This window comes from Pelagibius sp. Alg239-R121 (genome assembly GCF_947331435.1).
GTDB lineage: Bacteria > Pseudomonadota > Alphaproteobacteria > Kiloniellales > Kiloniellaceae > Denitrobaculum.
The window spans coordinates 84835-102072 of sequence record NZ_CAMZOF010000009.1 but is presented as its reverse complement, the minus strand read 5'-3'; the positions used below and the strand labels follow the sequence as shown (position 1 = coordinate 102072).

Genomic DNA, 17238 nt, shown 5'->3' with positions numbered 1-17238 from the left:
TCGGACTGGAGCGAAACAAGTCAAGCCGTCTCGCCCTTCAGGCGCGCTTCCGCCCGTTCCCGACCGATCAGCGGCAGCAAAACCTTGAGTTCCGGCCCATGATCGAGGCCGGTCAGCGCGAGGCGAAGCGGCATGAACAACGCCTTGCCTTTGCGCCCGCTGGAAGCCTTCAGAGCCGTCGTCAGATTGCTCCAGGTGCTCTCATCCCAAGGTTCCGGCGGCAACTGCTCCGCTGCCGCCTGGGTAAAGGCAGCGTCCTCAATCACGGGTGTGACCGAACCCCGGCAGATGTCATGCCAAAGCTTGGCATCGCCAAGTTTCGTCAGGTTCGGCCGGACGGCATTCCACAGAACGTCGTCGAAGTCGGCGGACAGGCGGGATTTGACGCTATCGAAATCCAGCAGATGCAGGATTCGTGCGTTGAGCAGGTCCAGCTCTTCCGGATCGAAACGAGGTGTCCCCCTGCTGAAGCGCGCAATATCAAAGGTCTGGGCCAGTTCAGCCAGTTCGGTCACCGGTTCGATGGCATCGGACGAACCCAGGCGCGCCAGATAGCTGTTCAGCGTCATGGGTTCTAAGCCGGATTCCCGCAGTGACTGCAGGCTCAGGCTGCCGAGCCGTTTGGAGAGTCCACCGCCGCTGGCGTCGGCAATCAGGGGCAGATGCGCGAATACCGGCACGTCACCACCTAGTGCGGCAAAGAGCTGGATCTGAACCGCCGTATTAGAGACATGGTCTTCGCCGCGCAGGATATGCGTCACGTCAAGCTCGATATCGTCGACTACGGACGACAAGGTATAAAGCGGCCGGTCGTCTTCACGGATAAGAACCGGGTCGGTCAAATGTGCGCCATGGAAATGCACGTCACCGCGAACCAGATCCTCCCACTCGATATCATCATGCTCGAGTTTGAAACGCCAGTGGGGCGTCCTGCCTTCGGCTTCGAACTTCGCGCGATCCTCGCCGGTCAACTTCAATGCGCCCCGGTCATAGATCGGCGGACGCCCGGCTTGCAGTGCGACCTTGCGTTTGAGGCCCAGTTCCTCCGGAGTCTCATAGCAGGGGTAAAGCCGCCCCTCATTCTTCAACTTTTCAGCGGCAACGACGTAGCGGTCCAGCCGGTCCGACTGCACGGCAATTTCGTCCCAGTCCAGGCCAAGCCAGCGCAGGTCTTCCTTGATCGCATCGGCGTATTCGTCGCGCGATCGCTCGCTATCGGTATCGTCCACACGCAGCAGGAACTTGCCACCGGCTTTACGCGCCATCAGCCAGTTGAGCAAAGCCGGACGCGCATTACCGACATGAAGCAACCCCGTCGGGCTGGGGGCAAAGCGGACTTTCATGGCTTATAGGGGACCTTTGAAGGCGTTGGTAATGGGATAACGGCGATCCCGCCCGAAGGCGCGCCGGGTGATCTTGACGCCGGGCGCCGCCTGACGCCGTTTGTATTCCGCCAGTTCCAGCAGACGCCAGATGCGATTGACCGTCTCCCGGTCATGACCGCGCGCGACTATCTCATCAACTCCTGCCTCGCCTTCGATCAGGCACTCCAGAATGTCGTCCAGTTTGTCGTAGGGCGGCAGGCTGTCCTCATCCTTTTGATCCGGCTTCAGCTCAGCGGATGGCGGCTTGGTGATGATCCGCTCGGGAATCACCCGCCCTTCCGGCCCCAGGAGGCCGGCGGCCTGTGACTGATTGCGCCAGCGCGACAGCTCGAAAACGGTCGTCTTATAGAGATCCTTCAAGACGTTGTAGCCGCCGCACATGTCGCCATAGAGGGTCGCGTAGCCAACAGAGACTTCGGATTTGTTCCCGGTCGAGAGCACCATATGCCCGAGCTTGTTGGACAGCGCCATCAGGGTCAGGCCGCGGGAGCGCGATTGAATATTCTCTTCGGTGATCCCAGGCGCAGTCCCGTTGAACAGCGGCGTCACCATCCTATCGAAAGCGCCCATTGCCGGTTCGATGCTGACGCTGTCCAGTTTCACACCCAAAAGCTTGGCGGCTTCGGCGGCATCTTCAAGGCTTTCGGCGCTCGTATAAGGTGAAGGCATCATAACGCAGTGCACTCGGTCCGCGCCCAGTGCATCGACCGCAATGGCCGCGGACAGTGCGGAATCGATGCCGCCTGAAAGACCCAGGAGCACGCCTGGAAAGCGATTCTTCTCGACATAGTCACGCAGACCCAGCACCAACGCGCTGTAGACCGTTTCAAGCTTGGGTGTCGGCGCCACACGGGGGCCTTCCTCGCAATTCCAGACTCCGTCTTCGCCGCGCGCCCATTCGGTTAGAACCCAGGCTTCGCTGAACATCGCCAACTGAACCCGAAGTTCCCGCGCACTGCTGAGGACATAGGACCCGCCGTCGAAGACCAGTTCATCCTGCCCACCGACCTGATTCACATAAATGACCGGCAGCTCGGTCTCGAGAACCCGGGCCACTCCCAATTGAAGGCGCTCATCCTCCTTCTCAAGTTCGTAGGGTGAACCATTGATGCAGACGAGAATTTCGGCACCGGATTCCATCAGGCATTCAGAGACGTCGGGGAACCACATATCTTCGCAGACCATGACACCAAGCCGCACGTCCCGAAAGTTCATCGGGCCGTTCAGCGGGCCGGCGGCAAAAAGGCGAACCTCGTCGAACACGCCGTAGTTGGGCAGTTCATGCTTGTAGCGTGTGCCAAGAACCTCGCCCCCATCCATAAGGACCGCCGCGTTGAAAACCTTACCGCGCAGCGGTGCGCGAGCCGACTTGTCCTCGCGCCAGGGCGCACCGATCAGAAGTCCTGGACCACCATCGGCGGTCTCTGCCGCCAGGACTTTGAGCGCGTCATCCACACGATCCAGAAACATCGGCTTGAGAACCAGATCTTCCGCGGGATAGCCGGTAAGGTACATTTCACTGGCAACAACCAGGTCGGCACCCTGCGCCGCCGCCTCCGCACGCGCGGTGCGGATTTTAGCCAGATTTCCTTCGATGTCGCCCAGCGTGGGATTGAGCTGGGCAAGGCAAATTTTCAGCGTGTCAGTCATAGGTGATTACTTAGCTCCACCGGACGATCACAGCAAGGATGAGAACGAGAAGCAGCCAGAAATTCACGGGAATCCAACCAATGAAAAGGCTGGCGATGGTCATACGGCTTACCGGCAAAAGCCGGAAAATGCTCCTGGAGAAGCTTCGTTAACCCTTAAAGAGCTGTCAAACCGTGGGTCTCCAAGATCTCGATCAGCATTTTACCGCTTCCTTCGCGATGCTTTCTGTGGATCCGGCTCGCCGCTTCTCCGTCGCGCCGCAACAGCGCGTCCAGCAGATCGGCGTGATCGGCGCTGGACTTGGTGGGCTTGGGCCTTAATCGAAGGGTGATCATGCGGACACGGTGCGCCTGATCCCAATAGGTGCCGACCAGCGAGCGGAGTCGGCGGTTTCCGCAAAAATCCACCAGCAGCATGTGAAAACGCTCATCGGCCTCTGCCCAGGCCCGTAAATCTCCGCCTTCAAGCGATTGATCCATATCGACCACAGCCTGCTGCAACCGCTCGGTCTGCTCATCTGTTAAGCCCTGGCTAGCTACCGATTCTGCAGCAACCGTCTCAAGCCCCGTAAGGATCTCATAGATTTCTCGCATGTCTTCGCCGGAAACCGGCAAAACCCGCATGCCGTGGCGCGGGCGGACTTCGACCAATCCTTCGTTGGCCAATCGCACCAGCGCTTCGCGGACGGGCGTGCGGCTCATACCCAATGCCTCAGCGATCTCCTGTTCGGTTGCCTGGAAACCGGCAGAAATCTCATTGTCGAGGATCTTGCGGCGGAGCAAGGCATAGGCCTGGTCGGAATAAGACTGACGTTTCCCCTGCGGGACAGAAGCCGTCGTATCCGCGTTGGACAGTGCCTGTTTCAAACCGGCTAAATCACTGACCATCTCTAACCTCTTTACGCCCGTGCTATAAAACCACCCGCTTGCCGAGCTCGTTCGAACTATAGGCGGCTTCCTCGATTCGGATGTTGGTTAAATAGTCTCTCGCTCGGTTCATGACCGGTGCACCATTCCGCAGATGTTCGACTACATGCTGCTGGAGCGCGAAAACGCAATCGCCGCCAAAGTTCCGATCCTGCCAGTCATAATCGATCCGATGCTCGCCGTCATCACCATGTCGACGCAAGAACACTTCGCCATCGCCATTCAGACGCAAGCTTCCCAATGACCCTTCCAGCATCATTTCCCCCATCGTGAGCCTCCGGTTGTTGGCCGGATGGTCGGACAAGCGATTGCCGTCGAACAACCCCATCGTACCGTTTTCGAAGTCGAACAGCATCACACCCGCATCCTCACCCTTTATCGCAGGATTCAGGCGCCGAAGCACGGCGGTTACGGAGGTCATCTCGCCGAAAAGGTAGCGAAAAACATCAATCAGGTGGATTGCAGTCTCATGCACGAGAAAGCGTTCCATCTCCTGAAAATATGGCTGGCGGGCGAGATAGGCCTCCGGCCCCTGCCCGTCACCGGGGCGCAGTCTGAAGGCAACTTGATAGAGCTCCCCTAACGACCCCGCATCGATCTGGCGCTTTATCTCGCCATACCAGGGTTGGAAACGAAAATTCTCGTGAATGACCAGCAGTGCACCAGCGTCTTCCATCAGTCCGGCGGCATACTCCGCTTCCTTCAGACTCGGCGTAAAGGGTTTCTGGCAAATAACCGGAATCCCGCGCGCGGCAGCCAGCTCGATGTAAGCGACATGCGTGGCCGGCGGTGTAATGATATCCACCAAGTCGGGTTTTACTCTGTCCAGCATCTGCGCGAAATCGGTGAATACCTGAGCAATACCGTAGGTATCGGCAATTTTCCGGGCGTTGGCCTCTGTCTTGTTGCAGATGGCCGCAAGATCAACGTCCAGCCGGTGCCAGGCTTCATATTGGAACTGGCTGAAATAACCCGCGCCCACGCAGGCCACCCGAAGCTCTCTTTTCGTTGAGTCCGTCACCTCATATTTCCCATTGTCGCAACAAGGTCCGAACCGTCCCAGACCTGATCGATGGCGGCCAGAACTGCGTTGGTCACCTTACTCGTCCCACTTTCACCCCCTAGTTCGAATGGCACCAGACTGCCGCCGGAGAAGGCCTTGTCCACCGCGGCCGTCAGCAATGCTCCTGCTTTTCCGTATGCCGGTCGCTCATGCTGGTCGCCGAGCCATTCGAGCATCATTGCGGCGGAGAGGAACATCGCGGTTGGATTTGCTTTGCCGCTGCCGACGATGTCCGGTGCACTACCATGACATGGCTGGAACACGGCATTACTGTCACCAATATCCGCCGAGGGAGCCATTCCCATACCCCCGATAAGGGCGGCCCCCAAATCCGACAGGATATCGCCGAACATGTTCTCTGTGACGGCAACATCGTAGACCCAGGGATTGCGCACCAGATTCAGCGCCGTCGCATCGACATAGGCGTGGTCGGCAAGAATATCGCTGTTCCTCGTCGCGCATTGGTCGAAGATGCTGCGAAAAAAGGCAAACGACGTGAAGACGTTCGCCTTGTCGACACAGGTCAGGCACCCGCGATGCCCGGCTGCCTTGCGTTTTCGCGCCAATTCAAAGGAAAAATTGAAAAGCTTCTCCGACACCTCGCGAGTGATGACCATCGTGTCCCGCGCTTCGCGGTCGTCTTCGATCGTGCCCTTCCCATGAGACGCAAAAAGCCCTTCAGTCGATTCCCGAATCAGAACGAAATCCAGCGCCTGAGCGCGCGGATCGGCCAAAGGACCAGGCAAACCCGGGATCGACCGGACCGGGCGGACACCGGCGTAGAGTCCCAGTTCGAAGCGGATGTCCAACTGCGGCGCAATCTCCGTCCCATCTGGATAGCGGATGTCGGGCATCCCCATGGCCGCCAGCAAAATCGCGTCTGCGTCGCGGGCCGCGTCCATCGTCTCATTCGGCAAGGCATCGCCGTGGTCGCGGTAACAGGCGGCACCAGCATCGACTTGGTCGAAGGTAAGCGAGATATCGCCGACCCGTGACGCAACCGCGTCGATGACCTCCAAACACGGGGCCATCACTTCCGGCCCGATGCCGTCACCGGGTAAGACCGCAATTGATAGTGAATTCGATGAAGACATTAGAAACTCCAATGAGCCGGGGCGAAACCGCGAAAGGGTGATTCGAACACAGCGAGGGAGTCTCCCAGCAGGCACCCAAGATAAATGTGCTTCAAGTCCGGTCCGCCAAACGCAAGGCTCGAAATATTCTTTAGCTTCACACTTCGGCAAACGTCCAGGTGCGGCCGACCCATAGTGCCATCCAGAAAGGCCGCTTCGACATATTCCAAATGTGCCGGATCGTTATCTTCCACCATCACCTGATGTTCACCGTTCGGGGCGATACGAATGACCCGATTGCTGACGATGCTGGTTATCCAGATCCCGCCTTCTTCATCAAAGGTCAATCCATCAGGAAAAGTTCCGCTTCCGAACTCTGCCACTGTGGTCTTGTTGGACAGGCTCCCGTCCTCGCTGATATCGAAAGATGTCAATCGGCGCGCAAAGGTCTCATTTACAAACAAATGCCCGCCATCGGGATGTACAACGCACTCGTTGGTGTAGCCAAGTCCATCAGCGACGATACGCGCTTTTCCTCCTTCGACCAGAACGATGAAACCGTCCGCAACGCTGGCATTGTAGCCGAGGTTCCTGGGTATTTGGCGTGTGCTCACCGTTATCCAGATGCGGCCTGCAGCATCCAGGTGTACGTAATTTGTCGGCGGCAACGGGACGCCCTCTATTTCCTGTAGGAATGGGGTAAGACCGCCATCCGTACCAAGCCTGAAGACTCCGCCATCCTCTGCGCCCAGATGGGCGAGTAGGTAGCTTCCATCCGGCATCAGGCAGATGCCGTTCGGCTTGACCTCAAAGTCGCTCTTCTCGAAGACAAGCTGCCTCTGGCGTTCTCCTTCCGAGAGAATGCTGACACCGCCATCCCAGTTCGAAGCGTGAACGCGCCCGTCGAATGTACAGAGAACACATTCCGGCCGTTTCAGCCCTACTCCTTGGAATCCGATGAACTTCAGGTCCGATATAAATTTGCAGGCGCCGACATCCTGCGCGCCGTCCTTTGATTCCAAAACCCCTCTAGCCTCGCTATAAGTATGATTTATGCATGTGACGCCGGCGCCGCGAACTTAAGCAGGCGCAGACCGATTGCCGGCGCGGAGATGCTCACAGGCCGAGAAATCAGCGGCCAAACTGGACAGCGGCCAGATTCGTTGGCTTCGGCTTGCAATCACCAATTAATGCATACATTATCTTATGCATTAATGCACGATAAAAAAATCCGCAATAAAGGAGAGATTTGCAGGCAGCAACTGTCGTTCGCAGTGTCAGTGGCAGGCTCACTTACCCGATTGTCTCAATCAAGAACGACCACTCTGCAACGCTGTCTCAGGAGGTTTACGACAAAACCGGTACACCCCCCCTTATCAACCGGACTCCGGCATCACACGACAATCAAGAAAGCAGAGAAAAATGTTTGTTATTGCAGTTACTTTCGAGATTCACGAAGACCAATCACAGGTTTTTTTGCAAGCCGTGACGGCGCAGGCTCACAATTCGCTCAGTAAAGAACCGGACTGTCTGGTGTTTGATGTTTGCGTCGATCCTGACCGGCCGAACCGCGTCTTTCTTTATGAGGTCTACAGCGACGAAGCCGCATTTGAACATCACATCAAGACCGACCACTTCCGCGAATTCGATGGAACTGTTTCGAGCATGGTGCTCTCGAAGACCATCGAACGCTGGAACCGATTACCTGCCCGAGCATCTTAGTCCGCGTAGAATTGAGACTTGCCGGTTTTTCAGCCTGCTTCCGTCCTGGCACCGGCATTTAACCGGGCCAGATTCCGGATACGTTCAACCGCGGAATAAAAACCGTTGGCCCGGTTCGGGCTGATCTGGGCCTCGAAGTCGAGCCGGCGCAGAACATCCTTAATGTCGACGGCCAGGATGTCTTCAGCGGTTTGCCCCGAATAGATCGACAGCAGCACAGACAACAATCCCCGAACGATGTGGGCGTCGCTATCTGCGCGAAAGGACAGAACCGGTTTGGGATCTGCTGAGACCTCGGCAATCAGCCATGCCTGGCTGGTACAGCCCTGGATACGGTTCTGTTCGTTCTTGTCCGCTTCGTCGAACTCAGGCAGCTTGCGCCCCAAATCGATGATGTAGCGATAGCGGTCTTCCCAGTCATCGAGGAACTCGAAGTTCTCGACCAGTTCATCAACCGATATCACCTGCATAGGTTCGCTGCCCATCTTCATTTCCCGCGCGACTCTGACTTCTTAAGCTATGTGGGAAGAAGCCATGTACCAACCGCTACTTACGCAGCAAAAACTCTCGACCGACCTTGACCCGTGGCTCGCCATCATATTCGACGATATCTGCCGTCGCATAGGTCTCGGACCAGCTGCTAGGTAGATAGCTTCCGGTGCCGACGATATCAATTGGAGCCTGGGCCTCGGCGATCATTTTGCACTTCACCGGGCTGAAGCCGGATGAGCCTACTATCTTCACCTTGGAAAAGCCCTCGTCGTCGAGTGTTTCGCGAAGTTTCCAAATCGCGGCCGCGGAAACGCCGGGTCCGACCAGATAGCGAAGTTCGGCTTCATTTCTGTAACCACGAACCGCCTGGGGCACATTGCGCTCAAGAACCGCATAGGAACTTGGGGGATCCAAGGTTTCGACAAAGCGGCTGCCGGGGGTATCGAGCCGGATCGCCAGCTGTCCATTCGCGGCACGTTTCGGGAAGCGGCGGCACACAGTCATCGCATCGGTGATTTCGCGGGCGAAGTAGTCGACCAGAACGGTCATTGGCTCGTCCGGGAAGACTTCGTCATACATTTCAGCAGCCCGCAGGGTCGAACCGGCATAACCGATGAAAGCATGCGGCATCGTCCCTTTTCCGCCATCGGTACCGAAGTAATGGGCGGTTGCATCCGTTGCGTTGCCGATAAATCCAACGGCCCCGACCTTGCGTTTCGCACGTGCCGAACCGACGGAGGCGGCGTAAGCCATCATCTCCGCCATTTCTGTGCCCGCGCAGTGCCGCGCGTCCATGGCAAGAAAACCAACCTTCGGCAGGTCGGCGCACATGGTGTAGGCGTTATAAGCGGCGACACAGGCCGGCCCAAGCTTTTGAAGCACCAGGGTTTCCAGATCGGCCAGATGAAACAGCGAACCCTTGACGTACAGGATCGGTTCACCGGCGCCGACCCACCTGCCCTCGTCGAAGCGCAGATCGATCTCAAAGCTCGTGCCGCGTTTCTCCGCGACGGCTTTCAGCCAGTCGATGGCCAGTCTTGGTGCTGAAACCACCGGCCGCCGCATGAAAAGCGCATAGACGGCCTGAACATCGCCGAACTTCCCGACCGCCTTTTTCGTTCTCAGAAAGTAGTGATCGGACCAGTTAACGACGTCCTGCTCCCGTAGAGGCCAGGCCGCAATGTCGTGCGTGTTGTCAGGTCCGGCTTCTCGTTCCAAAGCATCATCAGGCATGAGACCGATCCGTCCCTATGAAATTTGCGGAAACGGCGCTTTCGCTGTCTCGGCACGAAGATTATTCAGCAAGGAAAAGTAGAGCGGCTTTGTTCAAGTGTATCAAACAAAAATCACCCCAAAATTCCCTGTGCCGCCGATCATGGGCGCGCGACGTTCGAGCTTAAGACGCCGCTGCGATCGCGCCACTTCCGTTTCTTTGGTCTTCACGTTCCTGTTTCAATTGCTCGGCGATCAGGAACGCCAACTCCAATGCCTGGCTGGCATTCAGTCGCGGATCACAGTGAGTGTGATAGCGGTCGCCGAGGCGGTCTTCGCTGATCGCCTGCGCGCCGCCGATGCATTCGGTGACATCCTGTCCTGTCATCTCAAAATGAACGCCGCCGGCGTAGCTGCCTTCGGCCCGGTGCACGTTGAAGAAGCCTTTGACCTCGGCAAGGATCCGGTCAAACGGCCGGGTCTTATAACCGCTTGAGGACTTGATGGTATTGCCGTGCATGGGGTCGCAGGACCAGACGACCTTCCGGCCTTCCCGCTCGACCGCACGGACCAGCCGGGGCAGCTTCTCCTCAACCTGTTCATGTCCCATGCGCGCGATCAAGGTCAGACGGCCGGCCTCGTTCTCCGGGTTCAGCACGTCGATCAAGCGGACCAGATCGTCGGTTTCCATGGAGGGGCCGCACTTCATCCCGATCGGATTCTTGATCCCGCGAGCGAACTCGATGTGGGCCTCGTCGATGTTACGCGTCCGATCGCCGATCCAGACCATATGCGCCGAGCAGTCGTACCATTCACCGCTCAGGCTATCGACCCGGGTCAGTGCCTGTTCGTAGTTCAGAAGCAGCGCTTCGTGGCTGGTGTAGAAGTCGGTTTCACGCAGCTCGGGGCTCTTTTCCGGGGTCAGACCGCAAGCCTTCATAAAGGCGATGGTTTCGTCGATCCGCCGTCCGAGCTCTTCGTAGCGCTCGCCCTGAGCAGAACCGGCCACAAACTCGAGATTCCACTGATGTACCTTGTGAAGGTCGGCAAAGCCGCCTTGCGCAAAGGCGCGCAGGAGATTCAATGTAGAGGCCGACTGATTGTAGGCACGCAGCAGGCGCTCGGGATCTGGCAGGCGCGCAGCTTCGGTAAAATCAATGCCGTTGACGATATCGCCGCGATAGCTGGGCAACTCTTTGCCGTCGATTGTCTCGGTACCTGCCGACCTTGGCTTGGCAAACTGGCCAGCCAGACGCCCGACCTTGACGACGGGGCAAGCCGCACCAAAGGTCATGACAACCGCCATCTGCAGCAGAACCTTAAAGGTATCGCGGATGTGGTTGGGGTGGAATTCGGCAAAGCTCTCCGCACAATCGCCGCCCTGAAGCAAAAATGCTTTCCCCTCGGCCACCTCGCCGAGATGCTTCTTCAACTTCCTCGCTTCACCGGCAAATACCAGCGGCGGGTAGGCAGCAAGAGTTTCTTCGACAGTATCAACTGCGGATTGGTCAGGATATTCCGGAACCTGACGGATCGTCTTGTCGCGCCAGGAAACAGGCGTCCATTTGGCGGTCATCACCGGCCTCGTTTTTCATCATTATCAAAGTCGTACAGTCACATGGACTGCGCGGAGCGAAGGTTTTACAAGCCTTTCGGGGCCATTACCACCTGAAAAGGCAGCAACGACCGGCACCCGCTCACGCGATGCATCAGCTAAGCCTATTCGGGCCCGGGCGAACAGGAAATAACGCCGGCACCCGCAAATTCTCACCTGGAATTGAGGTATAGCCTTAGGAAGTCGTTATTCCGCAGCCTTTTCAGCAACTTCCGGCACAGGCTCGCGCATTGTGACGAACTCTTCCGCGGCGGTCGGATGGATGCCCACGGTCGCATCGAACATCTGCTTGGTCGCCCCTGCCTTGATGGCAACAGCCAGCCCCTGCACGATTTCCGGTGCATCGAGACCGACCATGTGGACCCCGACCACACGCTGGGAAGTCCGCTCGACCACAAGCTTCATCATTGTCTTCTCATCACGGCCCGACAAAGTGTGCTTCATCGGCCGGAAGGTCGATCGGTAGATATCCAGCCCACCATAGGCCTTGCGGGCATCTGCCTCGGACAAACCGACGGTCGAGACCGGCGGATGACTGAAGACTGCGGATGGTACGTTTTCATGGTCCATCGCACGCGTGTTACCCCGGTAAACCGTATCGACAAAGGCCATGGCTTCCTGGATCGCAACCGGGGTCAAATTGATCCGATCCGTCACATCGCCCACCGCGTAGATGTTTGCCTGACTGGTTCGGGAATAGTCGTCGACCTCAATGGCACCTGAAGCGCTGACCTTTACGCCGGCAGCTTCCAGGCCGAGATTCTTGATGTTGGGACGCCGTCCAGTTGCCGCCATGACAAGATCGGTCTCAAGGGTCGTGCCATCGGACAGACGGACCAGAAGGCCATTGTCACCCTTTTCGATTTTCTCAATCGTGGTCTGCACACGAAGGGCGATACCCTTTTTCTGCACTTCGGCAGCAAGCGTATTGCGAACATCGTCATCGAATCCACGCAGGATCTGCTCCCCGCGATAGACGAGATTAACATCGCTGCCCATACCATTGAAAATACCAGCAAATTCGACTGCGATGAAACCGCCGCCATAAACCAGGGCGCGTTTGGGCAATTCACTCAGGTGAAAGGCTTCGTTCGAACTGATCGCATGTTCCCAGCCTTCACCCGGCGGAAAGCTCGGGCTGCCACCAGTCGCGATCAGGATCGTTTCAGCCGTCACCCGTTCGTCGCCAACCTGAACGGTATGAGGGTCAATCAATTCGGCGTGCGCTCTGAAAGCCTTTACCTGCGCATTGCTGAGCAGATTTTGGTAGATGCCCTCAAGCCGGTCGATCTCTTTGTCCTTGTTCCCGATCAGCTTGTTCCAGTCGAAACTGGTCTCTCCGACGGTCCATCCAAACCCGGCGGCATCCTCGAAATCCTCGTGAAAATGGCTGGCATAGGACAGCAGCTTCTTAGGCACGCAGCCTCTGATCACACAGGTTCCGCCGTAACGATAGGATTCCGCCAGTCCGACCCGCGCACCGGTCGATGCCGCCATACGCGCGCCGCGCACACCGCCGGACCCGCCGCCGATCACAAAGAGGTCGAAATCATAAGCGCTCATATCAGCAATTCCATATTTCAGTTCGGTTCGTGTCCAGCCCGTACAAGGACGAAGCCGTAAGAGATGGGATCATGTGTCGGGATTTCCAGAGCTGGTCACGCAGCCCTGAACATCCCCCCTCTCAGATCTGGCCCGGCTGTCTAGCTGGTTGCCATGCAGATGTATTTGACTTCCAGGAAGTCATCCATGCCGTACTTGGAGCCTTCGCGTCCGATGCCGCTCTCCTTGACACCGCCGAACGGTGCCACTTCGGTCGAGATCAAGCCGGTGTTGACGCCGACCATCCCGCTCTCGAGCGCCTCCGCAACGCGCCAGACCCGGCCGAGATCCTTGGCGTAGAAGTAGGCCGCCAGGCCAAATTCGGTATCGTTTGCCATTTCAACAACTTCGTCTTCGGTCTTGAAGCGGAACAACGGCGCCAGCGGCCCGAAGGTTTCTTCGTGTGTTACCTTCATATCGGTGGTCACGTCGGTCAGGACCGTCGGCTCGAAGAAGGAGCCTCCCAGCGCGTGGCGGCCGCCGCCGACAGCGACTTTCGCGCCTTTGGCCATCGCATCCGTTACATGCTCTTCGACTTTTGCGACCGCCGCGATGTTGATCAGAGGTCCCTGGGTCACGCCCGCTTCGACGCCCGCGCCTACGGAGAGCTCTTTGACCGCGGCCGTCAGCTTTTCCGCGAAAGCATCATAAACGCTGTCCTGGACGAAAATGCGGTTGGCACAGACGCAGGTCTGACCGGCATTCCGAAACTTGCTGATCATGGCGCCTTCAACCGCCGCATCAAGATCGGCATCGTCGAACACGATAAAGGGTGCGTTGCCGCCCAGCTCCATGGAGACCTTTTTGACCGTGCCCGCGCACTGTTCCATCAACAACTTGCCAACCCGCGTTGAACCGGTGAAGGAGAGCTTGCGCACGATCGGGTTGGAGGTCATCTCGCCGCCAATGTCGCTCGATTTGCCGGTCACCACGTTGATGATCCCGGCGGGAACACCGGCGCGCTCCGCCAGCTCAGCGAGTGCAAAGGCCGAAAGCGGCGTCAATTCAGCCGGCTTGATCACCACCGGGCAGCCCGCAGCCAATGCCGGTGCGCACTTGCGTGTGATCATGGCGATGGGGAAATTCCAAGGCGTGATCGAGGCGACAACGCCGATCGGCTGTTTGATCACGACGATGCGCTTGTCGGTTTGGTGCTGCGGAATGGTGTCGCCATACACCCGGCGGGCTTCTTCCGCGAACCATTCGATGAAGGACGCGCCGTACACCACTTCGCCCTTGGCTTCGGCAAGCGGTTTGCCCTGCTCCGATGTCATTAGCAGCGCGAGGTCATCCGCGTTCTCGATGACAAGATTGAACCACTTCCGCAGGATAGTGGCGCGCTCTTTAGCGGTCAGTGCGCGCCAAGCCGGCCAGGCCCGGTTTGCCGCGTCAATGGCCGCGCGCGTCTCGTCGGCGCCCATTCTGGGTATGGTCGCAATGACGTCGCCGTTGGCCGGATTGGTGACTTCCACGGTATCGCCGCTGTCGGCGTCCAACCATTTGCCATCGATGTAGCACTGCTGACGAAGTAGCGACGGATCTTTCAGCTGGACGGTCATTTAAGTATTCTCCTCGGAAGCAGCGCTAACGCTTTGATATTCATAGGGTGCCAATGAGGTCACCCGGCAAATGGCCGCCGGAGTATAAACAAGCAGTGTCCATTGCGAAAAGCGCAATGTCGTCCTTGCCTGCGGGAGAGGAACCTGACAGAGATTCAGAGCCGACTTTTCAATCAGACCAGCGTTCGAGTTTATCAAGCATGAAACACTATAATCCCGAAAACGAGCCGCAGGATTCACGCGCGCGCCGCGCCGTCAAACCGGTTGTCTGCTATCCGACAGAGAGCCTTGTGCCAGCAGAGATGGATCGCCTTCTGACCGCCCGCCAGGACTTGGAAAAAGTTGGCGCAGTGACCGTGCCGCCACGTGACGCTCGCTGCTTCGAGGTACCGGCAGGCCATTTTTTCCGCATCGTCAGCCGCGACGGCGCCCAGGTCGGGGATCTCAATCTCTGGGCTCTCAATGATCTCAATGAAAAATTCTACAGCGGGAAAACCAGAGCTCTTCATGGAACTCACCTCTCTACGGGCGATCGGATGTGGTCGAGCTTTCCCTATCTGCGGCCGCTCGCAACGGTCACCCACGACACGCTCGACTGGTATGGCTGGGATGAATTCGGCGGGTCGGTGCATGACGTGATCGGCACACGCTGCGATCCCTATACGGCCAAGCTGCTGTCAGGCGTCGACTATCACTATTGCTGTCATTCCAACCTGATTCGAGCATTGGCAGATCACAAGAAGATGCCCATGAACGAAGCCGAAGCCTACGTCCATGATGTGCTGAACGTTTTTATGTGCACAGGATTTACCCTGGACACGCACCAGTACTTCATGAAGGCCAGTCCGGTGCGGCCAGGTGACTATCTGGAATTCTTTGCGGAAACCGATCTCTTGGGCGGACTTTCAGCCTGCCCGGGCGGGGACTGCTCGTCGGAGCATTCCTCGAACGAGGCAGCCTGCTTCCCGCTTGAAGTTGAGATCTTCAGATCCCATGCGCCGGAAGTCCGGGACTGGATTCCCCCTGCCCCTTCGAGCTACGCGAGGACCCACGGCTAGAGAGGACCCACGGCTAGAGAGGACTGCGAAATCGGCTACTCTACCGTCACCGACTTGGCCAGGTTCCGCGGCTGATCCACATCCGTGCCCTTCAGAACAGCCGTATGATAAGCCAGAAGCTGGATCGGAATTGAATAGAGGATCGGCGCCACAAAAGGATCGATCTTCGGCAGCTCTATGGTGTGAACGGCAAGCTCGCCTGCCTTGGCAAGGCCTTCCTTATCCGAAAGCAGCACGATGCGGCCACCGCGGGCATGCACCTCTTGAAGGTTGGAGGCCGTCTTTTCGAACAGCGGGCCACTGGGCGCGCAGGCAATAATCGGCACAGCTTCGTCGATCAACGCGATCGGACCATGTTTCATCTCGCCTGCTGCATAACCTTCGGCATGTATATAGCTGATTTCTTTAAGTTTAAGCGCACCTTCCATCGCGATCGGATAGAGCGTTCCACGCCCGAGATAGAGCACGTCCCGTGCCTCCGTCACATCGTGGGAGATCTCTCTGATCGCTTCGTCATGGTTCAGGACTTCGGCGATTCGGGCAGGCACCTCCGTCAGAGCCGCGGACAATTGGCGTTCCTTGGCCGCATCGATGGTACCGCGCGCCCGTGCGGTCGCGATCGCAAGACAGGCCAGCACCGTCAGCTGGGTCGTGAAAGCCTTCGTGGAGGCGACACCGATCTCCGGCCCGGCCTGGGTCGGTAAGACGGCGTCGGAACTCCGGGCGATCGCAGATTCAGGAACGTTGACGACCGAGAGAATTTTCTGATCTTGTGACTGCGCGTACCTCAACGCAGCCAGCGTGTCGATCGTTTCACCGGACTGAGAAATATAGACGCTGACCCCGTCCTCGGGCATCGGGGCCTCGCGATAACGGAATTCGGAGGCGATATCAATCTCGACTGGCTGTCTGGCCAGCTGCTCGAACCAGTATTTCGCGACCATGCCCGCATAGAAAGCGGTGCCGCAGGCGATGAAGGTAAAGCGCGAAACCTTCGAAAGATCAAACGGCAGGGACGGCAATTGAACCGAGAGCGTCGCCGGGTTCAAGAAGCTGTGCAGGGTATCGCCGATGACCGCCGGCTGCTCGAAGATCTCCTTCTGCATGAAGTGGCGGTACTGGCCTTTGCCGATCATCGCCCCGGACATGGCGGTCTGCTTTACTTCACGCTCGACAACGGCGTTGCTGCTGTCGTGAACGATTGCACCGTCCCGGGTGAGTTCGACCCAGTCCCCTTCTTCCAGGTAAGAGATCTGGTCGGTCAGGGGGGCCAGTGCAAGAGCGTCGGAGCCCAGATACATCTCGCCGTCACCATAACCGACGGCCAGCGGGCTGCCGCGCCGCGCCCCGATCATCAGATCGTGGCGGCCGGTAAAGATAATGGCCAACGCGAAGGCACCTTCCAGACGGGAAAGGGCCTTGGCGACCGCGTCCTGCGGACTCATCTGCTGCTTGAGGTGCTCGGAGACCAGATGCACCACGACTTCGGTGTCGGTTTCGGTCTCGAAAACATGATTCGCATCTGCGAGCTCAGCCCTTAACTCCTGGAAATTCTCAATAATTCCATTGTGAACCACCGAGACAAGATCGCTCGCGTGCGGATGGGCGTTGGATTCCGTCGGACGTCCGTGGGTCGCCCAACGGGTATGACCGATGCCGATCGTTCCCTCGACCGGTTCGCTTTCCAGCAAGGTCGCCAGGTTGTGCAGTTTTCCTTCGGCGCGGCGCCGGTCCATGCTGCCGTTCACCAGGGTCGCGATCCCCGCGGAATCGTATCCGCGGTACTCCAGACGCTTCAGGCCATCCAGCAGCAGGGGAGCCACTGGCGCATTTCCAATAATCCCGATGATTCCACACATAGTTTCTAGCCTTCTATAACCC

The 17238-nt window shown here is 58.0% G+C and carries 14 protein-coding genes; 2 read left to right on the top strand and 12 right to left on the bottom strand.

All coding sequences use genetic code 11. The features are described from left to right. Positions 1-20: 20 nt before the first annotated feature. From gltX to QMZ18_RS26965, 6 genes are all read right to left on the bottom strand, one after another. Positions 21-1343, bottom strand: coding sequence for a glutamate--tRNA ligase (gene gltX / locus QMZ18_RS26990; protein ID WP_282609496.1), 1323 nt, complete (start codon positions 1341-1343; stop codon positions 21-23). Between the two features lie 3 nt (positions 1344-1346). After that, positions 1347-3035 (bottom strand): NAD+ synthase, encoded by a 1689-nt coding sequence (locus QMZ18_RS26985; protein ID WP_282609495.1) that lies wholly within the window; start codon positions 3033-3035, stop codon positions 1347-1349. A gap of 155 nt (positions 3036-3190) precedes the next feature. Beyond that, on the bottom strand, positions 3191-3922 hold the full coding sequence (locus QMZ18_RS26980; RefSeq protein WP_282609494.1) for a GntR family transcriptional regulator: 732 nt from the start codon (positions 3920-3922) through the stop codon (positions 3191-3193). A 22-nt stretch (positions 3923-3944) separates the two neighbouring features. Beyond that, a complete protein-coding gene (locus QMZ18_RS26975; protein ID WP_282609493.1) occupies positions 3945-4982 on the bottom strand; it encodes a Gfo/Idh/MocA family protein in 1038 nt (345 codons plus the stop codon). Beyond that, positions 4979-6118: an isocitrate/isopropylmalate dehydrogenase family protein gene (locus tag QMZ18_RS26970; protein ID WP_282609492.1), complete on the bottom strand. Its 1140-nt coding sequence runs from the start codon at positions 6116-6118 to the stop codon at positions 4979-4981. The genes QMZ18_RS26975 and QMZ18_RS26970 overlap by 4 nt, the downstream gene beginning before the upstream one ends. Continuing rightward, positions 6118-7119 carry an SMP-30/gluconolactonase/LRE family protein gene (locus QMZ18_RS26965; RefSeq protein WP_282609491.1) on the bottom strand — a complete coding sequence of 334 codons (1002 nt, stop codon included), beginning with the start codon at positions 7117-7119 and terminating at the stop codon, positions 6118-6120. Before QMZ18_RS26965 ends, QMZ18_RS26970 begins: the two co-directional genes overlap by 1 nt. Before the next feature lie 400 nt (positions 7120-7519). Between QMZ18_RS26965 and QMZ18_RS26960 the strand changes: the two genes are divergently transcribed. Further along, complete coding sequence (locus tag QMZ18_RS26960) at positions 7520-7819, top strand: putative quinol monooxygenase (RefSeq protein ID WP_282609490.1); 300 nt, start codon at positions 7520-7522, stop codon at positions 7817-7819. Between the two features lie 29 nt (positions 7820-7848). Here the strand turns inward: QMZ18_RS26960 and QMZ18_RS26955 are convergent, their stop codons facing one another. From QMZ18_RS26955 to gabD, 5 genes are all read right to left on the bottom strand, one after another. Further along, the gene (locus QMZ18_RS26955) at positions 7849-8304 is read right to left on the bottom strand and encodes a SufE family protein (protein WP_282609489.1); all 456 of its coding nucleotides are present in this window, start codon (positions 8302-8304) and stop codon (positions 7849-7851) included. A 61-nt stretch (positions 8305-8365) separates the two neighbouring features. Next, a complete protein-coding gene (locus QMZ18_RS26950) occupies positions 8366-9544 on the bottom strand; it encodes a hypothetical protein (protein WP_282609488.1) in 1179 nt (392 codons plus the stop codon). Between the two features lie 163 nt (positions 9545-9707). Continuing rightward, entirely contained in the window at positions 9708-11099 is a 1392-nt protein-coding gene (locus QMZ18_RS26945; RefSeq protein ID WP_282609487.1) for a class II 3-deoxy-7-phosphoheptulonate synthase, read from the bottom strand. A 225-nt stretch (positions 11100-11324) separates the two neighbouring features. Next, a complete protein-coding gene (gene gor, locus QMZ18_RS26940; RefSeq protein ID WP_282609486.1) occupies positions 11325-12701 on the bottom strand; it encodes a glutathione-disulfide reductase in 1377 nt (458 codons plus the stop codon). Positions 12702-12841: 140 nt separating this feature from the next. Further along, positions 12842-14299 (bottom strand): NADP-dependent succinate-semialdehyde dehydrogenase, encoded by a 1458-nt coding sequence (gene gabD, locus QMZ18_RS26935; protein WP_282609485.1) that lies wholly within the window; start codon positions 14297-14299, stop codon positions 12842-12844. Positions 14300-14499: 200 nt separating this feature from the next. Between gabD and QMZ18_RS26930 the strand changes: the two genes are divergently transcribed. Continuing rightward, a complete protein-coding gene (locus QMZ18_RS26930) occupies positions 14500-15357 on the top strand; it encodes a DUF1989 domain-containing protein (RefSeq protein ID WP_282609484.1) in 858 nt (285 codons plus the stop codon). A 35-nt stretch (positions 15358-15392) separates the two neighbouring features. Here the strand turns inward: QMZ18_RS26930 and glmS are convergent, their stop codons facing one another. After that, on the bottom strand, positions 15393-17216 hold the full coding sequence (glmS, locus tag QMZ18_RS26925; protein WP_282609483.1) for a glutamine--fructose-6-phosphate transaminase (isomerizing): 1824 nt from the start codon (positions 17214-17216) through the stop codon (positions 15393-15395). Between the last annotated feature and the right edge of the window lie 22 nt (positions 17217-17238).

Coding starts and splice junctions, on each gene's coding strand:
- QMZ18_RS26945 (WP_282609487.1), bottom strand. CDS start 11,099: ATGACCGCCAAATGGACGCCTGTTTCCTGGCGCGACAAGACGATCCGT.
- QMZ18_RS26980 (WP_282609494.1), bottom strand. CDS start 3,922: ATGGTCAGTGATTTAGCCGGTTTGAAACAGGCACTGTCCAACGCGGAT.
- glmS (WP_282609483.1), bottom strand. CDS start 17,216: ATGTGTGGAATCATCGGGATTATTGGAAATGCGCCAGTGGCTCCCCTG.
- QMZ18_RS26930 (WP_282609484.1), top strand. CDS start 14,500: ATGAAACACTATAATCCCGAAAACGAGCCGCAGGATTCACGCGCGCGC.
- QMZ18_RS26955 (WP_282609489.1), bottom strand. CDS start 8,304: ATGGGCAGCGAACCTATGCAGGTGATATCGGTTGATGAACTGGTCGAG.
- QMZ18_RS26960 (WP_282609490.1), top strand. CDS start 7,520: ATGTTTGTTATTGCAGTTACTTTCGAGATTCACGAAGACCAATCACAG.
- QMZ18_RS26970 (WP_282609492.1), bottom strand. CDS start 6,118: ATGTCTTCATCGAATTCACTATCAATTGCGGTCTTACCCGGTGACGGC.
- gabD (WP_282609485.1), bottom strand. CDS start 14,299: ATGACCGTCCAGCTGAAAGATCCGTCGCTACTTCGTCAGCAGTGCTAC.
- QMZ18_RS26950 (WP_282609488.1), bottom strand. CDS start 9,544: ATGCCTGATGATGCTTTGGAACGAGAAGCCGGACCTGACAACACGCAC.
- QMZ18_RS26985 (WP_282609495.1), bottom strand. CDS start 3,035: ATGACTGACACGCTGAAAATTTGCCTTGCCCAGCTCAATCCCACGCTG.
- gor (WP_282609486.1), bottom strand. CDS start 12,701: ATGAGCGCTTATGATTTCGACCTCTTTGTGATCGGCGGCGGGTCCGGC.
- gltX (WP_282609496.1), bottom strand. CDS start 1,343: ATGAAAGTCCGCTTTGCCCCCAGCCCGACGGGGTTGCTTCATGTCGGT.